This window comes from Alteromonas sp. McT4-15 (assembly GCF_020515205.1).
Taxonomy (GTDB): domain Bacteria; phylum Pseudomonadota; class Gammaproteobacteria; order Enterobacterales; family Alteromonadaceae; genus Alteromonas.
Genome location: NZ_JAJALG010000002.1, coordinates 159,739 through 182,033 on the forward strand (window position 1 = coordinate 159,739; position 22,295 = coordinate 182,033).

21 protein-coding genes are annotated in these 22,295 nt (G+C 44.4%); 9 read left to right on the forward strand and 12 right to left on the reverse strand.

Annotated features, from left to right (window positions below):
* Positions 1-346: 346 nt before the first annotated feature.
* From LHL20_RS02520 to LHL20_RS02530, 3 genes are all read right to left on the reverse strand, one after another.
* Positions 347-625 carry a hypothetical protein gene (locus LHL20_RS02520; RefSeq protein ID WP_226432132.1) on the reverse strand — a complete coding sequence of 93 codons (279 nt, stop codon included), beginning with the start codon at positions 623-625 and terminating at the stop codon, positions 347-349.
* 54 nt (positions 626-679) lie between these two features.
* Positions 680-1,672, reverse strand: a complete 993-nt coding sequence (locus LHL20_RS02525; protein ID WP_226432240.1) for an alpha/beta hydrolase — start codon at positions 1,670-1,672, stop codon at positions 680-682.
* A 146-nt stretch (positions 1,673-1,818) separates the two neighbouring features.
* Entirely contained in the window at positions 1,819-2,559 is a 741-nt protein-coding gene (locus LHL20_RS02530; RefSeq protein ID WP_226432133.1) for a glutathione peroxidase, read from the reverse strand.
* 218 nt (positions 2,560-2,777) lie between these two features.
* On the opposite strand from LHL20_RS02530, the gene LHL20_RS02535 reads away from it, so the two are divergent.
* The 4 genes from LHL20_RS02535 (at position 2,778) to LHL20_RS02550 (ending at position 6,442) form a co-directional block, all read left to right on the forward strand.
* Positions 2,778-3,473: an AAA family ATPase gene (locus tag LHL20_RS02535; protein ID WP_159626792.1), complete on the forward strand. Its 696-nt coding sequence runs from the start codon at positions 2,778-2,780 to the stop codon at positions 3,471-3,473.
* On the forward strand, positions 3,433-3,762 hold the full coding sequence (locus LHL20_RS02540; protein WP_226432134.1) for a ribbon-helix-helix protein, CopG family: 330 nt from the start codon (positions 3,433-3,435) through the stop codon (positions 3,760-3,762). Before LHL20_RS02535 ends, LHL20_RS02540 begins: the two co-directional genes overlap by 41 nt.
* Positions 3,763-3,986: 224 nt before the next feature.
* Positions 3,987-6,119, forward strand: a complete 2,133-nt coding sequence (locus LHL20_RS02545; protein WP_226432135.1) for a tetratricopeptide repeat-containing diguanylate cyclase — start codon at positions 3,987-3,989, stop codon at positions 6,117-6,119.
* A gap of 5 nt (positions 6,120-6,124) precedes the next feature.
* A complete protein-coding gene (locus LHL20_RS02550; RefSeq protein ID WP_159626786.1) occupies positions 6,125-6,442 on the forward strand; it encodes a GFA family protein in 318 nt (105 codons plus the stop codon).
* 37 nt (positions 6,443-6,479) lie between these two features.
* Here LHL20_RS02550 and prsR read toward each other — a convergent pair whose 3' ends face one another.
* The 5 genes from prsR to LHL20_RS02575 form a co-directional block, all read right to left on the reverse strand.
* Positions 6,480-7,841, reverse strand: coding sequence for a PEP-CTERM-box response regulator transcription factor (gene prsR, locus LHL20_RS02555; RefSeq protein ID WP_159626784.1), 1,362 nt, complete (start codon positions 7,839-7,841; stop codon positions 6,480-6,482).
* Positions 7,842-7,910: 69 nt separating this feature from the next.
* Complete coding sequence (gene prsK, locus LHL20_RS02560) at positions 7,911-9,944, reverse strand: XrtA/PEP-CTERM system histidine kinase PrsK (RefSeq protein ID WP_226432136.1); 2,034 nt, start codon at positions 9,942-9,944, stop codon at positions 7,911-7,913.
* Positions 9,945-10,041: 97 nt separating this feature from the next.
* On the reverse strand, positions 10,042-11,166 hold the full coding sequence (locus tag LHL20_RS02565) for a beta-ketoacyl-ACP synthase III (RefSeq protein WP_226432137.1): 1,125 nt from the start codon (positions 11,164-11,166) through the stop codon (positions 10,042-10,044).
* Positions 11,167-11,465: 299 nt separating this feature from the next.
* Positions 11,466-13,268 carry a choice-of-anchor I family protein gene (locus LHL20_RS02570; protein WP_226432138.1) on the reverse strand — a complete coding sequence of 601 codons (1,803 nt, stop codon included), beginning with the start codon at positions 13,266-13,268 and terminating at the stop codon, positions 11,466-11,468.
* Positions 13,269-13,589: 321 nt separating this feature from the next.
* Positions 13,590-14,072, reverse strand: a complete 483-nt coding sequence (locus LHL20_RS02575; RefSeq protein ID WP_226432139.1) for a hypothetical protein — start codon at positions 14,070-14,072, stop codon at positions 13,590-13,592.
* Between the two features lie 276 nt (positions 14,073-14,348).
* Between LHL20_RS02575 and LHL20_RS02580 the strand changes: the two genes are divergently transcribed.
* Positions 14,349-15,146: a M48 family metallopeptidase gene (locus tag LHL20_RS02580; protein WP_226432140.1), complete on the forward strand. Its 798-nt coding sequence runs from the start codon at positions 14,349-14,351 to the stop codon at positions 15,144-15,146.
* 54 nt (positions 15,147-15,200) lie between these two features.
* Here the strand turns inward: LHL20_RS02580 and LHL20_RS02585 are convergent, their stop codons facing one another.
* On the reverse strand, positions 15,201-16,043 hold the full coding sequence (locus LHL20_RS02585; protein WP_159626772.1) for a mechanosensitive ion channel family protein: 843 nt from the start codon (positions 16,041-16,043) through the stop codon (positions 15,201-15,203).
* A gap of 842 nt (positions 16,044-16,885) precedes the next feature.
* Here LHL20_RS02585 and LHL20_RS02590 point away from each other — a divergent pair.
* From LHL20_RS02590 to ruvX, 4 genes are all read left to right on the forward strand, one after another.
* On the forward strand, positions 16,886-17,614 hold the full coding sequence (locus LHL20_RS02590) for a 16S rRNA (uracil(1498)-N(3))-methyltransferase (protein WP_226432141.1): 729 nt from the start codon (positions 16,886-16,888) through the stop codon (positions 17,612-17,614).
* A 148-nt stretch (positions 17,615-17,762) separates the two neighbouring features.
* Positions 17,763-18,716: a glutathione synthase gene (gene gshB / locus LHL20_RS02595; protein ID WP_202262270.1), complete on the forward strand. Its 954-nt coding sequence runs from the start codon at positions 17,763-17,765 to the stop codon at positions 18,714-18,716.
* A gap of 49 nt (positions 18,717-18,765) precedes the next feature.
* Positions 18,766-19,332, forward strand: coding sequence for a YqgE/AlgH family protein (locus LHL20_RS02600; RefSeq protein ID WP_226432142.1), 567 nt, complete (start codon positions 18,766-18,768; stop codon positions 19,330-19,332).
* Positions 19,325-19,756, forward strand: coding sequence for a Holliday junction resolvase RuvX (gene ruvX / locus LHL20_RS02605; protein WP_159626762.1), 432 nt, complete (start codon positions 19,325-19,327; stop codon positions 19,754-19,756). Before LHL20_RS02600 ends, ruvX begins: the two co-directional genes overlap by 8 nt.
* 6 nt (positions 19,757-19,762) lie before the next feature.
* Here ruvX and LHL20_RS02610 read toward each other — a convergent pair whose 3' ends face one another.
* From LHL20_RS02610 to LHL20_RS02620, 3 genes are read right to left on the reverse strand one after another with little or no spacing between them, the layout of a single operon-like run.
* A complete protein-coding gene (locus tag LHL20_RS02610) occupies positions 19,763-20,092 on the reverse strand; it encodes a putative signal transducing protein (RefSeq protein ID WP_226432143.1) in 330 nt (109 codons plus the stop codon).
* A gap of 29 nt (positions 20,093-20,121) precedes the next feature.
* Positions 20,122-21,234 (reverse strand): PilT/PilU family type 4a pilus ATPase, encoded by a 1,113-nt coding sequence (locus tag LHL20_RS02615; RefSeq protein WP_202262273.1) that lies wholly within the window; start codon positions 21,232-21,234, stop codon positions 20,122-20,124.
* A gap of 9 nt (positions 21,235-21,243) precedes the next feature.
* On the reverse strand, positions 21,244-22,287 hold the full coding sequence (locus LHL20_RS02620) for a type IV pilus twitching motility protein PilT (protein ID WP_159626757.1): 1,044 nt from the start codon (positions 22,285-22,287) through the stop codon (positions 21,244-21,246).
* Between the last annotated feature and the right edge of the window lie 8 nt (positions 22,288-22,295).

The window sequence follows — 22,295 nt, forward strand, 5'->3', positions numbered from 1 at the left end:
ATTCAGCTTTTTATATGCTCCGGTAGCACTGTAAGAATTGCGCTTTATATTCTAACAACCCAATAAGCATTGCTTTCGTTGAAGGGCAGTCCCTTACAACAAAAACAAGGCAGATCTAGACTGTTAGGCGTGATTTTGGTGGGCGGTATTGCTTGAAAGATATGCGAGAACAAAGACCTTTTAGCTGGTCTTGTGCGGTGGTACGCGCAATAGTAACACTCGGTTGAATAAGCGGATGGACTAGGGCTAGTCCTGTGGTGTTGAAACACTGCTCAGTGCTGCATTTGCAGTCATCACCACAGCATTCCATCATGAGTGATGGCTCTTGTATAGGCTCTTTTACAGCCTATTGCATCCCTACTTGGTTTTGGTCAGTTTGATGATGAGCACACTTTATTTTGGTCATCTCTGATGACATATTTTTAGCGATGTTAACAACTGGTGCTTGTCCGCTGCCTGATTGCATTTGAGAATGACTATGGACAAAAGACATGGCATTTACTTGCGACATACCTTGCAACACCAGCGCCAAAAGCATAGCTAATATCAACGCGAGTTTATGCGACCCGCGTCTTCTTAGCAGGTTACCGTGACTTGCGTTGTCACCACTTCGGCAATGACTCATATTCATACTCATGCTAATAGCATAGCGCTAAGCAAGCACACAGTAAATACATCTCTACTTCGTGAACTGCTTTATGTACTGTCGCAACATCAATTCCATGGTGGAAAACAGCGGGTTTGCTTGAGGTACTGCACACGCTTCTTGCTGGTTGACCATCGTTTTATTGAATTGCATTTGGCGTAATAACGTGTCATTTACCACAACATCTGCATGACACAGCGCATAGGACTCATCAATAACAAAAAATGAATTCGGCCCTTTGCTCAGCTCCATCAAACTTTCAACCCCGCGAATTGGCGTGGTCGCATCTGCTTGCGAATGCGCTGCAAATAGCGGTACTTCTACTTGCTGCCCGTCGTCTAACTTGTCTCTAATTGTATTAATAAGGTCCATTAACTCAAGACCTGCAAAGCCCGCTACATTAGGATACTTATACGGATTTGGGCCATGTGTTTCGTAATCGCCATCAATAATTTTGGCTAATAGTTTAATGCCCCAAATGCGCGACATACCTTCAGCGTTGTCAGACAATGCCAACGCGCCTGAAAATAGCATTAAGCCATCAATATTTTGACCATTATCTAAGTAGTGCTCTACCGCCAACGCGCCTCCCGTAGAAAATCCACCTACCAGCAAGGTATCTCCCATGCTGTCAGCTAAACTCATAACGTCGTCGACATGGGACTGCCAACGCTCGGCTAAATCCCAATCTGACATATCATCATTGGCATCGCGTTTTCCATGCCCCGGCAACAATGGCACAACAACACTAAAACCTTCGCTAAATAAAATCTCAGCTATCTCGCGCATAAAAAACGGAGAATCACTTAAGCCGTGCACAAGTACAGCAACTTTGTTGCTTGTAGGGTTATTTAAAATAAACGGTGCATTGCCTTCATTGCGTAACACGTTGCTACATACACTAAATCTATTCAGTGCAGTTTCTCGGCATGGCTGGGTGCTGCCCCACTCGGTTTCATAAAGCGCCTTAAAACTCGCATTGCTTTGCGAACTCGCTGACGTTTGCGCAAACACTGAACTAGCAATAAAAACAGAGGCCAAACCCAATAAGCATTGTGCAGCAAAATTACGTGTCACTAACTATTCTCCGAACGGAAATAAAAAACGGGAGCATGATAGCATGCTCCCGCAAATTTTCGAGCTAAGGTGTTGCTAAGAAGATAGGCAACAGCCTAGGCAAAATAGGCTTCTAAGTCGTCAGAGCCACCAATATGCTTACCACCAATAAAGACTTGCGGCACCGTTTCACGACCACTAATTGCCGTTAAGCTCGTTAGCGTGGCATCTTTACCCAGCACGATTTCTTCATACTCATACCCTTTTTCATCTAAAAGCGTTTTCGCTTTAGCACAGAAAGGACATCCAGGTTTGGTGATAATAGAAACAGGTGCTTTAGACTCTTCTTCAGGCGCAATATAGGCCAGCATTGTGTCTGCATCAGATACCTCAAAAGGATCACCTGGCACATCTGGCTCGATAAACATTTTTTCAACCACGCCATCTCTCACAAGCATAGAATAACGCCAGCTGCGCTTGCCAAAACCAAGTTCAGCCTTATCAACTAACATACCCATACCGTCAGTAAATTCACCGTTACCATCAGGTATAACAGTGATGTAATTGGCTTCCTGATCAGCGGCCCATGCATTCATGACAAAGGTATCGTTTACCGATACACACACAATTTCGTCGATACCGTGCTTTGCGAATTTTTTCGCTAAGGCGTTATAACGAGGTAAATGAGTAGATGAGCACGTCGGTGTAAATGCACCTGGCAGCGAGAAAACAACTACATTTCTGCCTGAGAATATTTCATCTGTCGTTTTGGTAACCCAGCTTTCGCCGTCACGGCATGGAAACGAAACACTAGGGACTTTCTGACCTTCTTTAGAAGTAAAACGCGCTTCTGACATAACAACCTCTTGTTCGGTTAGGGTGATAATTTCAAAGACTAGATTGTCCCCATACACAAATCAATAGGTATTGGCTTACATTCGTTAATATTGATTTTGATGCTGTATTCTCAAGCGCCTCTGTCTATGATTTTTAATTAACAAGACTACGTCTCGATCTGTTTCGCTTGATCGCGCCAGTAGTATCAGTATAGATAGTAACGTTGAGGGTTTACGCCATGATTATTTTGGTTGGTGGTGAGAAAGGTGGAAGTGGCAAAAGCTGCCTTGCACAAAATATTGCCGTGTATTTACGCACAGAAAAAGGTGCGAAGGTGCTAATGGTTGATTGTGATCCTCAGCGAACCACATCTGATTGGATCCAAGAGCGTAAAGCAGACCCCCGTCTAGCTGAAATAAATTGCGTGCAGCTTTACGGTAAAATCCGAAATGAGCTGCTAAGCCTTCGCCAATATTATGATTACGTGGTAATTGATTGCGGTGGGCAAGACAACCTTGCATTACGATCTTCAATGGCGGTTGCCGACCACATACTTATTCCACTACGTCCTAAGCGTCGTGATCTCAAAACAGTGCCTCACATGGAAGATATCCTATCTACTTGTAAGATGGTTAACCCAAAAATGAACGCCGCTTTTGTTATTACCCAATGCCCTTCGCTACCCAGTTTAGCCAATCGCATTTTAGAAGCAAAAGAAGTGTGTCGCTCGTTTGGTATTCCTGTACTTAACGCTGTGACATTCAGCCGAAATATGTACGATGACTCTGAAGAGTCGGGTAAATCTGTGATTGAAAGTGAACCGGAAGGTAAAGCGGCTGCTGAAATCAGAACGTTATTTGAAGAGCTGCTGGCGGGTAAAGAGGAGGACGCGTATGAGTTTGCTCAACCTCAAAAAGTCGAAGCCTTTAGCTAAACCAGCGCTTCGTAGCGTTGAAGCATTTATAGACGACGCCATTCTTTATGCGCAGGGTAAGCATGACAGTATCAGTACAGTTCCTGATAACGCTAATAGTCAAATAAGCGAGTTAGATAACCGTGTGGTACCGCTTCGTAAGCCAAAGCAGGCCAAAGGCATGCGCCATGCTACGTTTACGTTAACGCCGGAGTGCATCGATAAACTAACCGTTCTATCTGATGAGACAGGCTCCTCTCGCTCTGCACTTATCAGACAGTGGATCCAAGAAAGCTATAAACGCCGTTGAGGTTTCATTGTCCTCCTTTTATAGCGCTATGGAGAGGGCTAGCGCCCTCCACCTATCATTCAAGAGCGTCTAAACCGTTAGACTAAAGTATAAAATAATATACCTGTAATCTTCCTAATTCTCTTCACAATTAAACGATAATCGTTATCATGCGAGTAACCTTTGATAACATTGCGACAGTGCGGTCTTAGTGACCTAAGACGCCATTAAGGAGATGGGAACTGATGGGCAGTAAAGGAATAAGTGCTGGTTTTGCACTTATAGGGCTCTTAGTTGCTTCGTTATCGCTAATTCCTTCCCAAGCGCTAGCGCTCGAGGGCGCGCCTCCTCAAACTGCAGTGATTGAAAACCTTATTGCCGCTAAGCGATATGATGACGCGGATAGCAAAGCGTTACTTATACTCGAGCAAGCTCTGCAACAAAATAGCCTTCCAACGCAAAATATTCTCGACCTCGGTAAGGTTATGCAAAAGGCTTCTCGCTTTGAAGTTTCAAAGGCCATATTCAACGCAGCGTTAGCGCAATACACCCTACAAGGTGAATTGGGCAATATGGCAATAAGCCTCTTATACCTTGCCACTGCTGAAAGACAGCTTTCAAACTATACATCTGCAACATCTTACATTCGCCGCGCCATGTCTATTGCACAAATAGAGCGTAATAGCGCACTTAAAGCACAACTCAACTTAGAGCTAGGCATAATCCAACAAGAACAAGGCGAAGTAGAAGCTGCACTTGAGCCATTAAAAGAAGCGCTTCAATATTTTCGTGAAGCCAATGACACAACGCAAACGAGTGTGTGTTTATTGCGGATAGGTGATATTTACAGCTTGCTAAACCAAGCTTCTATGGCGCAAACCTACTATCAAGATGCATACGATACTGCCAACCAAGGGTTGCAAGATAAACGTATTCTTGGCATTACCAAGACAAGAATTGGCGCTCTTCAACTAAAAAGCGGCCTTAGCAACGACGCCGTTAACTCGATTGCGAGTGGTTTAGACTTACTTTTAGCCGTTAATGATGTTGGCGCTATAGCGGAAGCGAAAATTGTTATGGGGCAAGCGCTTGTTGAAGTCGGTGATATCGCCAAAGGTCGAGGACTACTTCAAGAGGCCATGAGTTTCGCTGACTCTTCAGGACAAGCAAAATTAGTCAAAGAAGGCCGACTAGCCTTAGCTCAAGCTTATTTAAAAGAACAAAATTTCGAAAACGCCCTAATTCATGCCCGAACAGGCACGGTGACCGCTAGAAAGAGCAAAGATCTCAGGGGGCAACTCAGCTTTTTGTCCTTGCAACTGAGTGCCTATGTATCAATGGGAGAGTTCAAGAAAGCCCTTGATATTCAGTCAGTTATTCAGCAGTTGCGTGAAGCCCTTTTAGACTCGCAAAACAAAACAGCCATAGAAGGCCTACAAGCTGAGATAGAACTTGTGAGGCAATCAAGAACGCTTGAGAAGCTTACCGAGTCTAAACAGTTAGCACTGGCTCAAGCTGAACGAGAAAATTTGAGAACAACTCTGATATGGAGCATCTCGTTAGCAGGGTTGTTGATGATGTTTCTAGTATGGAGTCGCTTCAAGCAGCGCCAACAAACCATTTTCTTAAGACGTGAAGTCCGTCAGCAAACATTAACACTACAAGAAAAAAATGACGAGCTAGAGCGAGCGTACAAAACACTTGAAGAGGTGAGCCTTCGAGACCCATTAACGGGGCTTTATAATCGTCACTATTTAGAGTCTCAGTTACCGGGAGAAATAAGGCGCAGCCAATTCTCAGCAACCCAGCTCACTGAGTCAGAGTCTAAAAAGCAAGATCTATTGTGCTTGCTGATCGACATTGATCACTTCAAGCGGATTAACGATGACTATGGCCATATTGCCGGCGATAAAGTACTAGCAGCGTTTTCTCGCACACTAAAAGAAGTATTTCGTCAAACTGACCTAATAATTCGTTGGGGTGGTGAAGAGTTCCTTGTTGTCTGTCGTCATTCTAATCGCGAAGAACTGCCCATTCTCGCAGAGCGCTGCCGTGAAATGGTGGCGAACACCCCGTTTGATATTGATGGGCCTTCGCCTATTAATCTTACATGTAGCATTGGTTTCTCTATTCTTCCTCCCGAAAAAATGGAGAGTTTCGATGCCGCTTGGGAACGCACTTTTGCGGTGATTGATTACGCACTCTATGCTACTAAACTGTCTGGCAGAAATGGTTGGGTTGGCGTTATAGAAACGTATGAAGAGCCGCGAGAAAACCCGACACCACTTGATCATAAATTCAATTTTTCGAGCTCAAGAATTGCTACTTCGTTTAACAACGTTGCTAGCATCACTTGGCCAGAACACATTGAGGAGTAGTAAAAATGTATAAAGGTAGTTGTCATTGCCAAGCAGTTCAGTTTGAAATTGACCATCTTGACGAACACGATGCAGATAAAGAAAGCATCGCGAACTCCGATTGCCAAGCGTTGCAGCTCGAAGTGAGTAAAGATAAGCTTGTGGTAGACTGTGCTCCCTCAGCACTAGCCAAGCTGCATGTCGCTAGTGGTGAAACTCATCACGTATGCAATGTGTGCGGGCAACTGATGTTTGTTGAAGATAAAAAGGCGAATATCAGTGTGGAAGTAGCCTTTAACGGACACGATGTGTTGCAAGCGCCCCATCGTCAGTTTGTTATTTAGCGCCAACGGGTGACGCTAAATAACAAAAGGTGTTGCTTTAATCACTGCTTTTAATATCTTCCATGTGATATTTATCAATCAGTGAATACAAAGTAGGTCTTGTTACACCGAGTAGCTCTGCAGTTTTAGACATGTTTTGCTCGGCCTTTTGATATGCTCTGCGAATCGCTCGACTTTCTGCAATTTCACGTACTTCGCGCAAATTCAGCGTCTCTGGGTCATCTTGTGCATCGACTGGCATAAGACCCAAGTCATCAGGTTGGATCACACTGCCCTCAGCCATAATTACCGCAGATTTAAGCTTATTTTGCATTTCGCGAATGTTACCTGGCCACTTGTGCGCAAGCATTGCATTCACCGCTGACTCAGAAAAGCTCTTAGCTTTTGCCTTAAACTCTTCGCGATAGATATTTAGGAACGTGCGTGCAAGTAAGATGATATCTTGGTCTCGCTCACGTAATGGTGGGATCATAATAGGCATTTCACCCACGCGGTAATACAAATCTTCTCTGAATGTTTCTTCTGCGACCATAGCTTGTAAATCGCGGTGGGTCGCACATATTACGCGAATATCTACAGGAATTTCGTTTCTTCCACCAACGCGCTCAATAACGCGCTCTTGAAGGAATCGCAACATTTTCGCTTGCAGCCCTATAGGCATATCACCAATTTCATCAAGAAAAAGAGTACCGCCCTGCGCAGTTTCAATTTTACCCAACGTTGTTTTGTTTGCGCCGGTAAACGCGCCCTTCTCGTAACCAAAAAGCTCACTCTCTAGCAAGTTTTCAGGTATCGAAGCACAGTTAATCGCCACAAAAGGTTTGTCTTTTCTCGGGCTATGCTCGTGAATACTGCGTGCAAACACTTCTTTACCTGTACCACTTTCACCTTGTAATAACGTACTGATATCGGTGTTAGCAATTTTCTCAGCGCGACGTACAACTTTTTGTATTGCCTCGCTATTTCCCACAATACGCGACATGCCCGTACGGGTGCGAGCAAGAATATTATTTTCGTGTTCAAGCTTCGCAAGATTCAATGCGCGATTTACGAGCAGCTTTATGGTGTCAGAATCGATAGGTTTTTGATAGAAATCGTAGGCACCGAAATCAATTGCTTTTAACGCGTTTTGTTTATCGTTATTTCCGGTCACCACAATGACTTTTGTACGAGGTGCTAGCGATATAATATCTTGCAGTATACGCAACCCCTCTGACGCATTAGCAGGATCAGGAGGTAAACCTAAGTCCAAAGTAACGACCTTAGGTTCAAATCGACGTAACTGCGCTATAGCAGAAGTATGATCATCAGCAAAAACAACGTTGTAATCGGTCAGGCTCCACTTTAATTGCTTCTGGATACCTAAATCATCGTCAACTACCAAAACGGTATCAGTCATCTTCTTATTGTCCTATTAATTAACTTCATCTATTGTATAGCGCTAATGCTAAACGCGAGCTCATACTATTTAACTCAGCGGAAAGTAGAGGGTAAAACAACTTCCGCGCCCCGGCTCACTCAACACCGTAAGTTTACCGCCAATAGACTCAATATATGTTTTTGCATCATACGCACCAATGCCCATTCCCGCGTTGCCTTTTGTGGTATCAAAAGGCTTAAATAAGCGCTCTTCAATAAACTGTTTGTCCATGCCAGTGCCACTGTCTTCTATCATAACAAGTTGAGCATTGTTATCGTTGTCTAGGCTAACAATAACATCCACAACCCCATCGTCAGGTGTGGCCTGTTGCGCATTGCTTATTAAATGATAAAGCACATTGGCTACTTTTTCCCTATCAACAATGACGGATTGCTCAGCGGCAACATGCACTGATGGAATAGGACTTAGGCCAGAACAACGATGTGAGACAACCTCGTTAGCTATTTCAGAAAGCAGAAACTCAGAATTAACACCTTCGTCCATGGCTTTTTTGTCGGTTAACTGTTTGAGCATTTTTTCCATTCTCGCTTTCGTATGCTCAAGGGTTTCAAACGTATCGTCGATAAATTCTGGATTGTGCTTGTGTTGCTGGGCATTGGCGAGAATCAAGTCCACCTGAGCAAGCACATTTTTTAAATCGTGTAGTACAAACGCTGACATGCGATTGAAGGCGGCAAACTGCGCGTTTTCAGCGACAACTTGAGCTGCTTCGTGGTGCTGCATGTAAGTTCCCACTTGCTCAGATACTGCATTGAGATAGTCTTTCACTTCCCAATTAAGGCTAACCTTTTCTTTATCACCTGCCGCCAATATCGCAAAGCCCCACAGCCCACCATCTTTCATCAAGGGCACAAATAACTGGTAATCCCAGGCTTTTAATACATCGCGATCGAGCTTAAGTCCGTTATAATCAAAAGGCTTTACCAAGTAAGCTTCTGTGTCTACAACCCATCCATTGTGTTTGGTGTAGTCAGCCAAGGTGCTAAGTATAACTTCGGCGTCCTTAGAAACGTCTTTATTGTCTGTTGTGGCTTTCGCAATACATTCAATGCCGCTATTCGTCATTTTGTAAAGCAGCCCGGACTCATACTGGATAGCGTTAAGCATCCCTGTCAGGCCTGCGTAATACACATCTGAAGAATGCTCTCCAGCATGGGTAAGCCATTTTGTTAGCTTTACCCACTCAACGCGATAGTCGAACTGATTTGCAAAAAAGTGTTTAGTGATAAACACCTTAATTTTGGTACGAAAGCCGTTTGACAAGAATACGGTTGCGAGCAAAGCGAAAGACATAACAACAAGAATGATCTGAACTGTTGCGCCCCAACTTCCTCCCCAATAGTTAACCGCGTACCCCACAATGGCCATAACAAACAGGTAACCACCCGCTACTAGCAACAATGAACTGTGAAGTACTACATCTCGAGAGATGAATATGTCTATTCCCCAATGGTGTATTCGGCGAATAGAAATAACCAACAATGGCATTAGTAAGAAGTAGATGTATCCGCGAGCTGCGATATAGCCCACTTCAACTTGGTTGACCATGGTGGCATTGGCGTAGGTGACAAACTCAAAAAGGTTGGTTGCCCCCAAATAAATGATCAGTGGTTTAAACGCCCACTGCTCTTTTCCCGCCTGTCGATAAACCACTTCCAACAATAGCAGTACTTCTAAAGACAGTACGATTAACGCTAGAAAGCTCCATGACGGGTTAATGGGTAATAAATACGGTGCAAAAAGCGCTACTATTGCAGGTGCAATGATAATAAGCGTGACAGGCCGCTTTATAACGTCGAGAAAACTTTTGAAGTCTGTCTGAATACAGCCAGCAAGAAAGAGAAGCCAAGCAATCTGTTTAAATACATCGGTACTCAGTAACGCACTGAGTGAGATAGGCCCAAACAAAAGTGTGATAAAACTCGTTGACCACACAAATGTTGCGGCTGAAGCCAAAACCAGAAGATGCTTCGCTACACCCGGCTTTTTAACCGTTAACAGCAGCAACAATAATGCTAAATAAGCGAGGCTATTAAGCGCATAGCCTACATCAGAAATCATCCGTTAACTCCACCCTTGTTGTCATTATTGTAAAGGGGGCTACTCAGTGTCATCCAAGTAGCATGTTCCATGAGGCGTAGCCTCGCCAACCTAGGTACTATCGTTTTTTGATGACAAGAGAGCCTATTGAGTAGCCTGCACCGAAAGAACATAGAACACCAATATCGCCTGACGTTAAATCTTCGTGATGTAGACCAAATGCGATCACTGAGCCTGCCGATGCAGTATTGGCAAACTCATCAAGTACGATAGGCGCTTCTTCCCGCGTTGCATCACGGCCTAGTAGTCGCTTACAAATGAGGGTATTCATATTGATATTAGCTTGGTGTAACCACCAACGCTTCACACCTTCAGGCGTAATGTCGTGACTCGCTAAATGTGCTTCAATATGCGCTGCTGCAAGTGGACACACTTCTTTGAAAACCTTACGTCCAGCTTGATGGAAAAGCTTATCCGGGCCATAAGGATCTACATCTTCAGCGCGTGTCATATAGCCAAAGTTTGAGCGGATATTGTTTGAAAACTTAGTCAGCGCTTTGGTGCTTAACACATCATACACGTGCTCGCTTTGCGCTGTATCGGCTAATTCTAGAACCGTTGCTGTAGCAACATCACCGAAAATGAAGTGACTATCGCGGTCCGCATAGTTAATTTGTGGCGAGACTAACTCAGGATTAATCACTAGAACACGTTTAGCGTTACCCGCACTAAGCATTTCATACGCACGGTGCATACCAAAAGTAGCGGCAGAACACGCCACTAACATATCAAAACCAAACCCTTCAATATTTAGCGCTTCTTGTACTTCTATCGCAATAGCGGGGTACGCGCGCTGTGTATAGGCACATGACACAATAACGGCATCCACATCCTGCGCTTGAACGTTTGCAGAGGCCAATGCTAGCTTTGCTGCTTCAACCGCAATTTCTGCTTGGTGAGACAGTTCACCATCTTCACGAGGTGCGATTTTTGGCTTCATTCTTTCGATATCTAGTGCACCCTCTTTTTGATAAATATATCGACTTTTTATGCCAGAGGCTTTTTCAATAAATTCTGCACTAGAATAAGGCATGGCAGTGACTTCGCCAGCTTCAATTTGCTGTTTGTTCTTTTCGTTGAAAGCATCGACGTAAGCATTGTAACTCGCGACTAACTCTTCGTTAGTTATACTTTCTTTAGGATGCCAAACACCCACACCACTAATAACTACTTGTTGAGACATAAGCATTCTCTATTAATCATTTACCGGGGCAACGACGCCTTCACAAAAGCACTAAGGAAAAACGGTCTACGCCATTGTGCAGTGTTGCCTTTACTATTTCGAACTTGTGTGTTCGAGACTCTTGTTGGATAGCTTACCTCAAACACTGCACGCTGTAACCATTACAACGCACCAGATGCACCAATTAGATCCAAACAAAAACGCCCCCAGAAGTCAGAACTTTGACCGCTGGAGGCGTTTTTTACGTTTGTATTTTGTAAATCAACGTTGGTACATGCTCAATCCAACGTGACTAGCAACTACAGTTGGTTAATTTGCCAAACCGTGACTGTACCGCTTACTTCGTTACCAACAACAAGAAGCGGAACACCACTTGGGCTATTATCAGCACTTACAAACACTAAGCTTTCTGGCGCCAAGTCACCGATAACGTTGTCGGCTGTTAACCCATCTGTTAGGTCGCGGTTAATCACATATTCTGCAAACTGTACATCATACGGATTTGTCACGTCATACACGAAAATGCCACCCATACGCTCAGTACCAATAAAGGCATAGGTGCGATCGCCAACTTGGCCTACTGTTAGCGCTTCAGGCTCTGGCCCTTTGTTCTCAGAGCGAGAATCGCCCGCGTTTTCGTCGTCACCGTTATTGAACTGTGCACCGTGAACTGATGCGGTAATTCGCTCGAAGTCGTCGCCAGAATCATAAACCACTAAGCCGTTCTGATCCCATATAGTGAATGAACGTGCGCCGTAAGCATAAGCAGCGTCGTATTCGCCGTTACCATCAGCATCGCCCATGGCAGTAGTTACACGCAGGCCGTCCGCTTCCCCTGTTGCTTGCAACATAGCTAACTCAGAATTGGCTTCAGCGGTTAAGTCTTCCACTTTTACTTCATCGGTATATGCTAAACAGCCATCGTCTGCATCGAATTCTACGCCACCAGCAGCAGTACATGCCGCCGCATCAGCTGCAGCGAAGAAATATTCGCGAGCGTCACCTTCGTTAGCCGTAACGATGAACGTTGCATCTTTCCATGTGAAGTTGGCAATAGTGTCTGGCTGATACACGCCGTACAAACCCGTGTATTGTCCAAAGCTTACCGAATCATCTTCTTGAATATCAATGTTCAATCCAGCCCATGATTTCGTGCCCAAGCCAACAACCTGAACCGTCAAATCTTCAAGGTCAATTACTGCTAAGCCATTATTTTCTTGCAAGCTAACATAAGCTACATCGTTGGTGGTAGTAATGTATTCAGGCTCTAAATCTTGCGCAACAGATGTAGTGATAGTTGTGCCATTTATCGTTTGGCCAGCAGGGTTCGGGAACATCATTCCCTGTGCCATCAGCTCTGCTTCCATGCCATTGAATGCGGTAAACCCAACCGTAGTTCCTGACTCTTCAGGCTCGCCACTTGCTAGGATGTTGATAACAGTTACTGAGCCTACAGGGTCAACGGTGTAATCATCTGAAGGTTCACCTTCGTTTGCCACTAAGGCTCTACCACCGTCAGGTGTAAAGGTCACCATATCAGGTAGAGCACCTACTTCAACCGAATCAAGGAAAACAGGCGCTGAGCTATCAAGCCCTTCGTAGAATAAAACATAACCGTTGTCTGTCTTAACGCTTGCAGGCACTGCAACCGCCATAAGGTCGCCACTAATTGCAATGCTCGTGAGGCCACCAAGCGCAACACCATTAATATCAGCAGGTAAGCTAATGGTCGTCGGTGTGAGTGTTGTAGTATTGATAGGGTCCTGCATTACAGCCGTCGACACGCTAGCTGCTGGAATCACCGCGATTGTGTTGGTGGCGCCGTTTGTAGCGTAGATGGTATTAGTCGCTGCGTGGTATTGAACAATTTCAGCCGCACCTTGATCACCAAGAAACGCGCGCCCCACGATGTCCATTGAAATGCCGATAGAGGCGTCTGTACCATCCGAACCATCAGCACCAGCTTCACCTTGCTCACCCTGCGGGCCCTGAGCGCCAGTTTCGCCTTGCGCACCGTCGTCACCATCTAGGCCACAACCTGTAAGTGCTGCTGAAACTAAAAATGCGAGTAACCCTACTTTAAACTTATTACGCACTGCCATTTGCTTTCCTTTTTATATTTGTGTCGCACGTCTACTGTATTTGAACAAAAACCTTGTCAATGCCAGCAATATTACCAGCACTAACGAGTATCATTGTCTAAAACACCAGTACACCAGAAAAATCATTTAACTTCTATGTATAAATTAGGACCAGTTTATGACACAAATATTAATTTGGCAAAACGTATAAAAAGCTACGGCGAGCCCCGTAATGCAGAGTGTAGTAATCAATTCACAATCGGCTCATTCAATGACAAAGTCAAACCAGCGCAAAGTCCGTCATACAATTGTCATTTAGCGCGCAATGTGACTATTTAAAATCTAAAATGCCTGGTTACAGTAATCGGGATGAACGTGGTAAAGCTGTACTTCTCCCCCAACTCTCACACTAACACAGTCTCCCACTTCGATGTCATCCTGCTCGGTAGTAACCACAACGTAGTCTCCATCAACAGCCTGTAAGCCAACTTCTAGACCATTCAAATCACCTTCCATAATGGAAACTGCTATTCCACTGAATACAGCACCAAAAAGGGCTGAAAATAGCATATCGTCATCGCCAAAATTGTAGAGCGCTCCCTCTACAGCACCTACAGCAGCGGCCTCCTCAGCATAAGACTCGAAGCGAATTGGTGTAACGTCGGCTACTGTAGCGTAAAACATTGTGACAAATTGGTTTCGCTCACTATTTGGAACTTCTCCCGTTACTGTGCATCCTGATAGGCAACCAAGTAACGTGATCAAAAGCAGCGAAGATGTAGCCTGTAAGCGAGTTTTTAGGGGGGGCCTAGTGTTAGTAGACATAGCAGCGGTTCCGGTAAATAGTTTTCATCCATCACATTACGCCATGTAAAATGAACCAAAACTTAACGACACTGCATCGAAAAACCGTTTTTAAAGCCTTTTCAACCTGCTCAAATTGCATTTTATTGTCATCTTTATGTCAATCACTACGGCAATCTATTCACCACATTCATTTTACGTGTACTATAGCGACAGTGAACATGTTGATTTGCCCTACTAATTTTGAACATTTTGCGCTCCCAAAACGTTATAAAGGTAGGTTGAAAAGGATTAATTATGAAAATGAAACTCGCCGCTACGGCAATCGTTGCAGCAACAATGGCACTTTCAGGTTGTGCAACTTCACCTACAGGACGTAATCAAGTTCTGCTTTATTCAGAAAGTCAGCTAGCTCAAATGGGTGATCAAGCGTTCACCAGCATGAAAGAAGAGCTTAAAGTCTCGAGCAAGCGTGTGCAAAACTCATACGTTGAATGTGTCGCCAACGCAATTACGGCACAAGTACCGGCTTCTGTTTTTGATGGACAATGGGAAGTCGTCGTATTTGATGACGAGCAGGTTAATGCTTTTGCCCTGCCGGGTGGAAAAATTGGTGTTTACACCGGCTTGTTGAACGTGGCTGAAAATCAACACCAGCTTGCTGCCGTCATCGGTCATGAAGTTGGGCATGTCATTGCACAACACGGGAATGAGCGTATGAGTCAATCAACGCTTATTAATGTAGGCACGCAGGCAGTTGGCCAAGTGCTTGAAGCAAATGAAGTATCTCAGTCTGGGCCTATTATGGCAGCCATTGGATTAGGTGTTCAGGTGGGGGTTCAACTTCCCTACAGTCGTACACATGAATCAGAGGCTGATGTCATCGGTTTAGACCTTATGGCCAAGTCAGGCTTCGACCCGAGACAATCGGTTAACCTATGGCAAAATATGGATGCCGCAAGTGGTGGTAACAGACCAATGGAAATTATGTCGACTCACCCTGCACCGCAGACCCGTATTGAAAACTTGCAGGCAAACATGCCAAATGCCTATGCGAATTACCAAGCTACTCGCAGTAGACCAAGCTGTAAGTAATTAAAAAAACAAAAAACGCCGCAATTGCGGCGTTTTTTTTCTTTATTGCGATGATTATTCGCTGTCTGCTTTGTGAAGATGTACATCCATTTGAGGGAATGGAATAGAAATACCTTCTTCATCAAAACGCAGTTTTACTTTCTCAGTGAAATCAAACTTTACGCCCCAGAAATCAGCTGAGTTTACCCACGGTCGAACTACAAAATTAACGCTGCTATCGGCAAGTTCTGAAACCGCAATTTTTGGCTCTGGCTCCGCCAAAATTCGCTCATCTTCAGAAACTAACTCCTGAAGTATACGCTTCGCTTTAAGCAGATCGGCATCATAGCCAATACCCACAATCATATCGACACGGCGCGTTTCTCTGGCTGAGTAATTCGTAATATTGCCGCTATAGATATTACCGTTAGGTACGATAATCTCTTTGTTGTCTGGCGTGTTCATAGTGGTTGTAAAAATACCAATTTTTACAATAGAGCCAGCGGTTCCCGCTGCTTCAACAAAATCGCCAGCTTTGAACGGTTTAAAGACAAGTAGCATCACGCCTGCAGCAAAGTTTTTCAGTGAATCTTGAAGAGACAAACCTATTGCTAGACCTGCTGCACCTAATATAGCCACTAGTGATGTCGTATCTACACCAAGCTGGTCAAGCGAAGCTACTATCACGAACAACATCAAGATAGCGCTTAAAATAGACTCTAAAAAGTCTACCAGCATGTTGTCATATTTTGACTTGGCCATTAGGCGTCTAAATACAGACAACAAAAACCCAACGACAATTCTACCTATCACATAAATGGCAATTGCCATGGCAATGTTAATACCCCACGGTATTGCGTAATCATTTATGTAACGTTCAACATCACTTGCAGAAAAAAGCGTGAGCTTGTCTTCCATAGTATATTCCTTGTGGTGATTTATTGTTTATCAACGTAACGGTATCAGCTATTTATCTTCATACCAATACAGTATGTAATCTTGTGATGAAAATTCGTTCTAAAGTCTACTGAAACTAGGCGATTCACCTCCAAAGATTAAACCAAAGATCAATACAGCAAATAAAAAAGCATTACTACGCTTTTTTATGTAGCGTGTCATCAAGTTGTCACTCAGATTTCGTAAAGTACATCACAGCGTATTAGCTGACATACGTTACTACAAATCAAAACCTGTATATTTAAAGCACAAGTTTAAAGAGGAATGCGATTTTCTCAAAAACTAAAGCTCGCTCTTTTCCGGAAGTAGCAGAGATCTAAAAGTATTTTTTTGATGATTTTTTAACCACAACGTTTTACACTAGAGCACGATGTGACGAAAGGGAATTGATTCGAAAATATTCGCATCAATGACATTTATGTCACCATTCAAGCTTTAGCAAACTATGTAAAATAAAGGATTAACGCATGTTGCTTCTCACAATATTATTTTCGGTCGTTTTGTGCTTGTTTCTTTATTCATTGCGCACCGATAAAGGTAAACATACCAAATACGCAAGAACTCAAGACCGTGCAGTAACGCCCTCTTCTCGTACAAGCGAGAAGCTGGAAACGTCTGCAAACCGGTCAACACCAACAGTGGCGTAATTTACCACTTAGGTAAAGTAAGACATTATCAAGACACTGTAAGAATGCATGCTACTGACGATTCCTTGATTTTTTTTCACGAAATCGTCAGTAGCATTGCAACCTATACAGTCTGACACGTATCATAGAGCGCAATATAAATCGTGCTGAAATGATATGCGTATTCCAAGAGTTTATTACCCTTCTCCTATTCCTTTAGAACAAGAATTCACGTTAACTGAAGATGCGGGTCATCACATTGCAACCGTGTTGCGCATCAAACCCAATAGACCTATTGTGCTTTTCAATGGCGACGGTAACGAATACAGTGCGACTATCATTAGTATTCAGCGAAAGAAAGTCATTGTTGAAGCCGACGCGTGTCTTTCCATTGCCAAGGAATCCCCGTTACATCTACACCTAGGTCAGGGAGTGTCAAAAGGGGATAGAATGGATACGGTGTTACAAAAAAGCGTAGAGTTAGGTGTAACAGAGATTACACCAATTATTACAGAACGATGCACTGTAAAACTTGACGAAGCTCGCTGGGAAAAAAAGCTACAACAATGGCAAAAAATCATCGTTGGCGCGTGTGAGCAAAGCGGCCGTAATGTGCTGCCCACATTACACTCTCCTGTTTCGCTCAATCAGTGGTTGGCAAGCTCGACAGCCACCACTCGACTCGTGTTAGCACCGGGTGCTCAGCAAAGTTTAACCAGACAACCTTATAATGCTCAAGGTTATCGACTTCTTATCGGCCCAGAGGGTGGATTGTCGGAATCAGAAATACACATGGCAAACGAAAGTGGGTACCAATCAGTCAGTTTAGGGCCGCGTATTTTACGCACTGAAACCGCAGCAATAACGAGCCTTAGTATCTTACAAGCTCAACATGGTGACGTTTAGTACCCAAGTTGACATAAGTAATTACCATTTTCTCTTATATATGAAGGCTTGAAGAAATCACCCATGGCCCAATTTATAGGATAATGTGGTAATTCAATATTTTTGCCATTAGCTAAGCCCGTTCAATTTAATCCAAAGTGAGAATACTATGCACTATACCGTCGGCGTGATCATGGACCCCATTGCGAGCATTAAACCGCATAAAGACACTAGCTTTGCAATGATGCTTGAAGCACAGCGCCGCGGTGCAAAAGTCGTTTACTTTGAACTTAAGGACTTGTACCTAGACAATGGTAAGCCAATGGGTATTGCCAAAACGGTAAGCGTTACCGACCAAGCGACCGACTTCTACACTATAGAAGATGAAGCAACTGTTCACCTTGGTGATATTGATGTGCTATTGATGCGCAAAGACCCGCCGTTTGACAGTGAGTTTCTTTACGCAACACAAGTACTTTCATTAGCGCAAGATGCTGGTGCCTTAGTGGTAAACAACCCTCAGGCGCTACGCGATTATAACGAAAAGCTATTCACCTCGTATTTCCCTGAACATATCCCTAATACACTGGTAACCAATAACCAAGCGCTTGTGCGCGAATTTCATGCCAAGCATCAGGATATAATTTGTAAACCACTTGATGGTATGGGTGGCGCATCTATATTCCGCGTTAAGCCAGATGGCAATAATTTAGGTGTCATCATTGAAACACTAACGAAATTAGGCACCCGTTACATGATGGTTCAGGAATACCTTCCTGAAATTAAAGAGGGTGACAAACGTGTTCTGATCGTTGACGGTGAAGTTATGCCCTACTGTCTTGCTCGCTTGCCTACCAAAGGTGAAACACGCGGCAACTTAGCCGCTGGCGGCACAGGCCGCCCACAGCCTATTTCTGAATCAGACCGTGCACTTGCCCAAGCCATTGCACCGAAACTTAAAGAAAACAACATAATGTTCGTTGGGTTAGATGTTATCGGCAATAAGATTACCGAAATCAATATTACCAGTCCGACTTGCGTAAGAGAAATAGAAGCTGCGTTTGATGTCGACATCATGGGCGCGCTATTTGATGCTATCGAAAAGCGCTTGGCGAACAAATAATCTACACTTTAACTGGATATTGTCGAAGTCATTGAGCGAGAGAAGTAGCATGACGGAATTAAAAAGCTTACAAAACCATTTCTTGGTCGCCATGCCAAGCTTAGATGACCCGTATTTTTCTCGTTCGCTCATCTATGTGTGTGAGCATAACGCCGATGGCGCTATGGGTATTGTGGTCAATCAGCCCTCAACAATGAATGTTAAGCAATTGCTGGAGCAGACTAATAAAGAATTGACAGTATCTGATGAAAAAGCAGAGCAAATTGTCCTTGCTGGCGGGCCGGTAAGTCAAGAAAGAGGCTTTGTACTGCATTCAGCTCAACAAGAGTGGGCCTCTAGCTTGAAACTAGCCCCTGGCATCATGGTGACAACATCGAAAGATATTCTTACGGCCATCGGAAACGCCCAAGGTCCTGACGATGTGTTAATTGCCTTAGGTTACGCTGGCTGGACTGCCGGGCAATTAGAAAAAGAAATGCAAGAAAACGCGTGGTTAACCATAGAAGCCGACGAAGAAATTTTATTTCACACGCCCATGCACAAAAAGTGGCAAGCAACCGTTAATAAGCTTGGTGTCGATGTATGGCAACTGGCACCGGGAGCAGGACATGCCTGAGGTGGGTAGTCGCACCGTTCTTGCCTTTGATTTTGGTACAAAAAGTATTGGGGTTGCCGTAGGACAAGAAATTACAGGTACTGCCGCCCCCCTCGCGGCCCTTAAAGCTCGCGACGGCATTCCCGATTGGGATCTAATTCAAAAACTTTACGACGAATGGCAACCGCATGTCGTGGTCGTTGGTTTACCGCTAAATATGGATGGTACAGAGCAAGAGATGACACAGCGTGCGCGTAAATTCGCCAACCGCTTGCACGGGCGCTTTCGAGTTGCAGTAGAAGAATGCGACGAAAGGCTCACCACTACGGATGCTAAAGCCATGTTGTTTGAACTAGGTGGCTATAAGAAGCTCACCAAAGATAAGGTAGACAGCGTGTCAGCCTGCGTGATTTTCGCAAGTTGGAACGAAAGCCAATACGAGTAACATGTCTTACTCTGGCTTTCGCCCTTCATTGCATTGCCAGCAGACCTCAAAGGCGCCGCCATTTTCCTCGCTACAGATTGTGCACACCCAGTCTTGATGAGAATGAGGAGTCGTTGATGAAGTTTCGTTAAACAAGGCATCAATCACTTTACTGGCCCTGGCATACCAACTCTCGTCCACTAACCACAATTCAGGCTGTGCCTCTTGCCAAGGCAGTTCACCTATTGCGCCACCAGCAAACTCATTTTTTACTAAATAAGGGATAGACAGCGCGTCGAGTTCACTTCGCACTGCCTGAATCTCGAACGCATTTTGTGAAGAAAATAGTTTTTTCAACGACGCGACAACCTATCCATTGATGAAGTTTAGTCATCCATGTCAATTGAGACATTAGACAATGTGCCCAAGCTTGAACCGTCTTTCGTATCAAGCTTAATCATTAGGCGTAAATCGTTCGGCGAGTCGGCATGATGAAGCGCCTGGTCCATGTCAATTTTGCCCGCTTTATACAAATCGTATAGCGCCATATCAAAACTCTGCATGCCCTGCTCTTTGCCTTTCTTCATCGCTTCTTTTAGCGCACCGATTTCATTGCGCTGTATTAAGTCGCGTACCAATGGCGAGTTAAGCAAAATCTCAATGGCCGCCACACGACCTTTTCCATCAGGTGTCGGCACTAACTGCTGCGCTACAATTGCTCGAATATTCAGACTTAAGTCAAAACGAAGTTTGTCGTGCTGATCTTTTGGCGCAAGGTGCATAATGCGCTCGATAGCCTGATTGGCATTATTCGCGTGGAGTGTTGCCACACACAAGTGTCCGGTATCAGCAAAAGACATGGCGTACTCCATAGTCTCCATTGAGCGAATCTCACCAATGAGGATGACATCTGGTGCTTGACGCAATGAGCTTTTAAGCGCGTCATCAAACGACTGCGTATCTATGCCTACTTCTCGCTGGGTGATAACACAATTTTTGTGCTCGTGTACAAATTCAATCGGGTCTTCAATCGTTAATATATGACCATGAGAGTTTTCGTTTCTATGACCAATGAGTGCCGCGAGTGACGTTGATTTACCTGTACCCGTGCCCCCCACGAAAAGCACCAAGCCCCGCTTGGCCATAATGATGTCTTTTAGGACAGTTGGCAGACCTAAATCGTCTGCTTTTGGGATCTGAGTCACAATGCGACGGACCACCATGCCCGCCTGATCACGTTGCCAAAATGCTGAACAGCGGAAACGGCCAATACCTTCTCTAACGATAGCGAAGTTACACTCTTTCGACGTGTGAAATTCGTCTCGCTGTTTTTCACTCATGGCTTCATGAACCAATGCTAATGAGGCCTCTTCAGACGACACACCTTCGGTGATTGGCGTTAGCTTGCCGTTGATTTTCGCACTGACAGGAAAACCTGCGGTGATAAATAAATCGGACGCGTTCGAGTCGACCATTTTTTGTAATAAGGTATCTAGCATTGGCGCTCCTTATAGACCACTCATCGATTTTTTATCGATAGATTTTTCGGCTGCATCTTGCTTAGTAATTACACCCATTGCGACCAAACGCTGTAAGCACTGATCCATGGTTTGCATACCGTGGGCTTGCCCAGTTTGAATAACAGAATACATCTGAGGCACTTTATCTTCACGAATAAGGTTACGTATAGCCGGTATACCCACCATAATTTCGTGTGCCGCGACGCGTCCCCCACCCACTTTTTTCAGCAGTGTTTGCGAGATAACCGCGCGCAATGACTCAGACAGCATAGAGCGAACCATGGCTTTTTCCTCTGCTGGGAATACATCGATAATACGGTCGATGGTTTTGGGTGCAGAGTTGGTGTGAAGTGTACCAAATACCAAGTGGCCTGTTTCAGCGGCAGAAATAGCCAAGCGAATAGTCTCAAGGTCACGTAGCTCACCGACGAGGATTACATCAGGGTCTTCACGCAACGCTGAACGAAGTGCGTTATTAAATGAATGAGTGTCGCGATGTACTTCACGCTGGTTAATCAAGCTCAGCTTATTGTCGTGCACAAATTCGATAGGGTCTTCAATGGTTAAGATATGTTCGCGTTTATGCGTATTGATATGGTCAACCATGGCGGCAAGCGTGGTACTTTTACCCGAACCTGTAGCGCCGGTTACCAGCACAATTCCCGTAGGCTGGTTGATGATTTCTTTAAAAATTTCTGGCGCGCCTAAATCGTCAAGTGTCAGCACTTTACTTGGGATGGTACGCAACACCGCAGCAGCACCACGGTTTTGAACAAAAGCGTTAACACGAAAACGCGATAAGCCGTTTACTTCAAACGAGAAATCGGTTTCTAAGTTTTCTTCGTATTCTTTACGCTGCATGTCGTTCATAATTTCATAAACGAGCGCATGCACCTGTTTGTGATCTAGGGCGGGTACATTCAGTTTACGCATCTCTCCATCGACACGAATGATTGGGGGTAAGCCTGCTGATAAGTGTAAATCTGAGGCGTTATTCTTAACACTGAAAGCCAAAAGTTCGGTAATATCCACAACCACTT

Bases quoted from the DNA above. Each gene is read 5' to 3' on its own strand.
- LHL20_RS02570 (WP_226432138.1), bottom strand. From the start codon at position 13,268: ATGGCAGTGCGTAATAAGTTTAAAGTAGGGTTACTCGCATTTTTAGTT.
- LHL20_RS02600 (WP_226432142.1), top strand. From the start codon at position 18,766: ATGACGGAATTAAAAAGCTTACAAAACCATTTCTTGGTCGCCATGCCA.
- LHL20_RS02535 (WP_159626792.1), top strand. From the start codon at position 2,778: ATGATTATTTTGGTTGGTGGTGAGAAAGGTGGAAGTGGCAAAAGCTGC.
- LHL20_RS02615 (WP_202262273.1), bottom strand. From the start codon at position 21,234: ATGCTAGATACCTTATTACAAAAAATGGTCGACTCGAACGCGTCCGAT.
- LHL20_RS02550 (WP_159626786.1), top strand. From the start codon at position 6,125: ATGTATAAAGGTAGTTGTCATTGCCAAGCAGTTCAGTTTGAAATTGAC.
- LHL20_RS02530 (WP_226432133.1), bottom strand. From the start codon at position 2,559: ATGTCAGAAGCGCGTTTTACTTCTAAAGAAGGTCAGAAAGTCCCTAGT.
- LHL20_RS02565 (WP_226432137.1), bottom strand. From the start codon at position 11,166: ATGTCTCAACAAGTAGTTATTAGTGGTGTGGGTGTTTGGCATCCTAAA.
- prsK (WP_226432136.1), bottom strand. From the start codon at position 9,944: ATGATTTCTGATGTAGGCTATGCGCTTAATAGCCTCGCTTATTTAGCA.
- ruvX (WP_159626762.1), top strand. From the start codon at position 19,325: ATGCCTGAGGTGGGTAGTCGCACCGTTCTTGCCTTTGATTTTGGTACA.
- LHL20_RS02520 (WP_226432132.1), bottom strand. From the start codon at position 625: ATGAGTCATTGCCGAAGTGGTGACAACGCAAGTCACGGTAACCTGCTA.
- LHL20_RS02575 (WP_226432139.1), bottom strand. From the start codon at position 14,072: ATGTCTACTAACACTAGGCCCCCCCTAAAAACTCGCTTACAGGCTACA.
- LHL20_RS02545 (WP_226432135.1), top strand. From the start codon at position 3,987: ATGGGCAGTAAAGGAATAAGTGCTGGTTTTGCACTTATAGGGCTCTTA.
- prsR (WP_159626784.1), bottom strand. From the start codon at position 7,841: ATGACTGATACCGTTTTGGTAGTTGACGATGATTTAGGTATCCAGAAG.
- LHL20_RS02585 (WP_159626772.1), bottom strand. From the start codon at position 16,043: ATGGAAGACAAGCTCACGCTTTTTTCTGCAAGTGATGTTGAACGTTAC.
- LHL20_RS02590 (WP_226432141.1), top strand. From the start codon at position 16,886: ATGCGTATTCCAAGAGTTTATTACCCTTCTCCTATTCCTTTAGAACAA.
- LHL20_RS02580 (WP_226432140.1), top strand. From the start codon at position 14,349: ATGAAAATGAAACTCGCCGCTACGGCAATCGTTGCAGCAACAATGGCA.
- gshB (WP_202262270.1), top strand. From the start codon at position 17,763: ATGCACTATACCGTCGGCGTGATCATGGACCCCATTGCGAGCATTAAA.
- LHL20_RS02540 (WP_226432134.1), top strand. From the start codon at position 3,433: ATGAGTTTGCTCAACCTCAAAAAGTCGAAGCCTTTAGCTAAACCAGCG.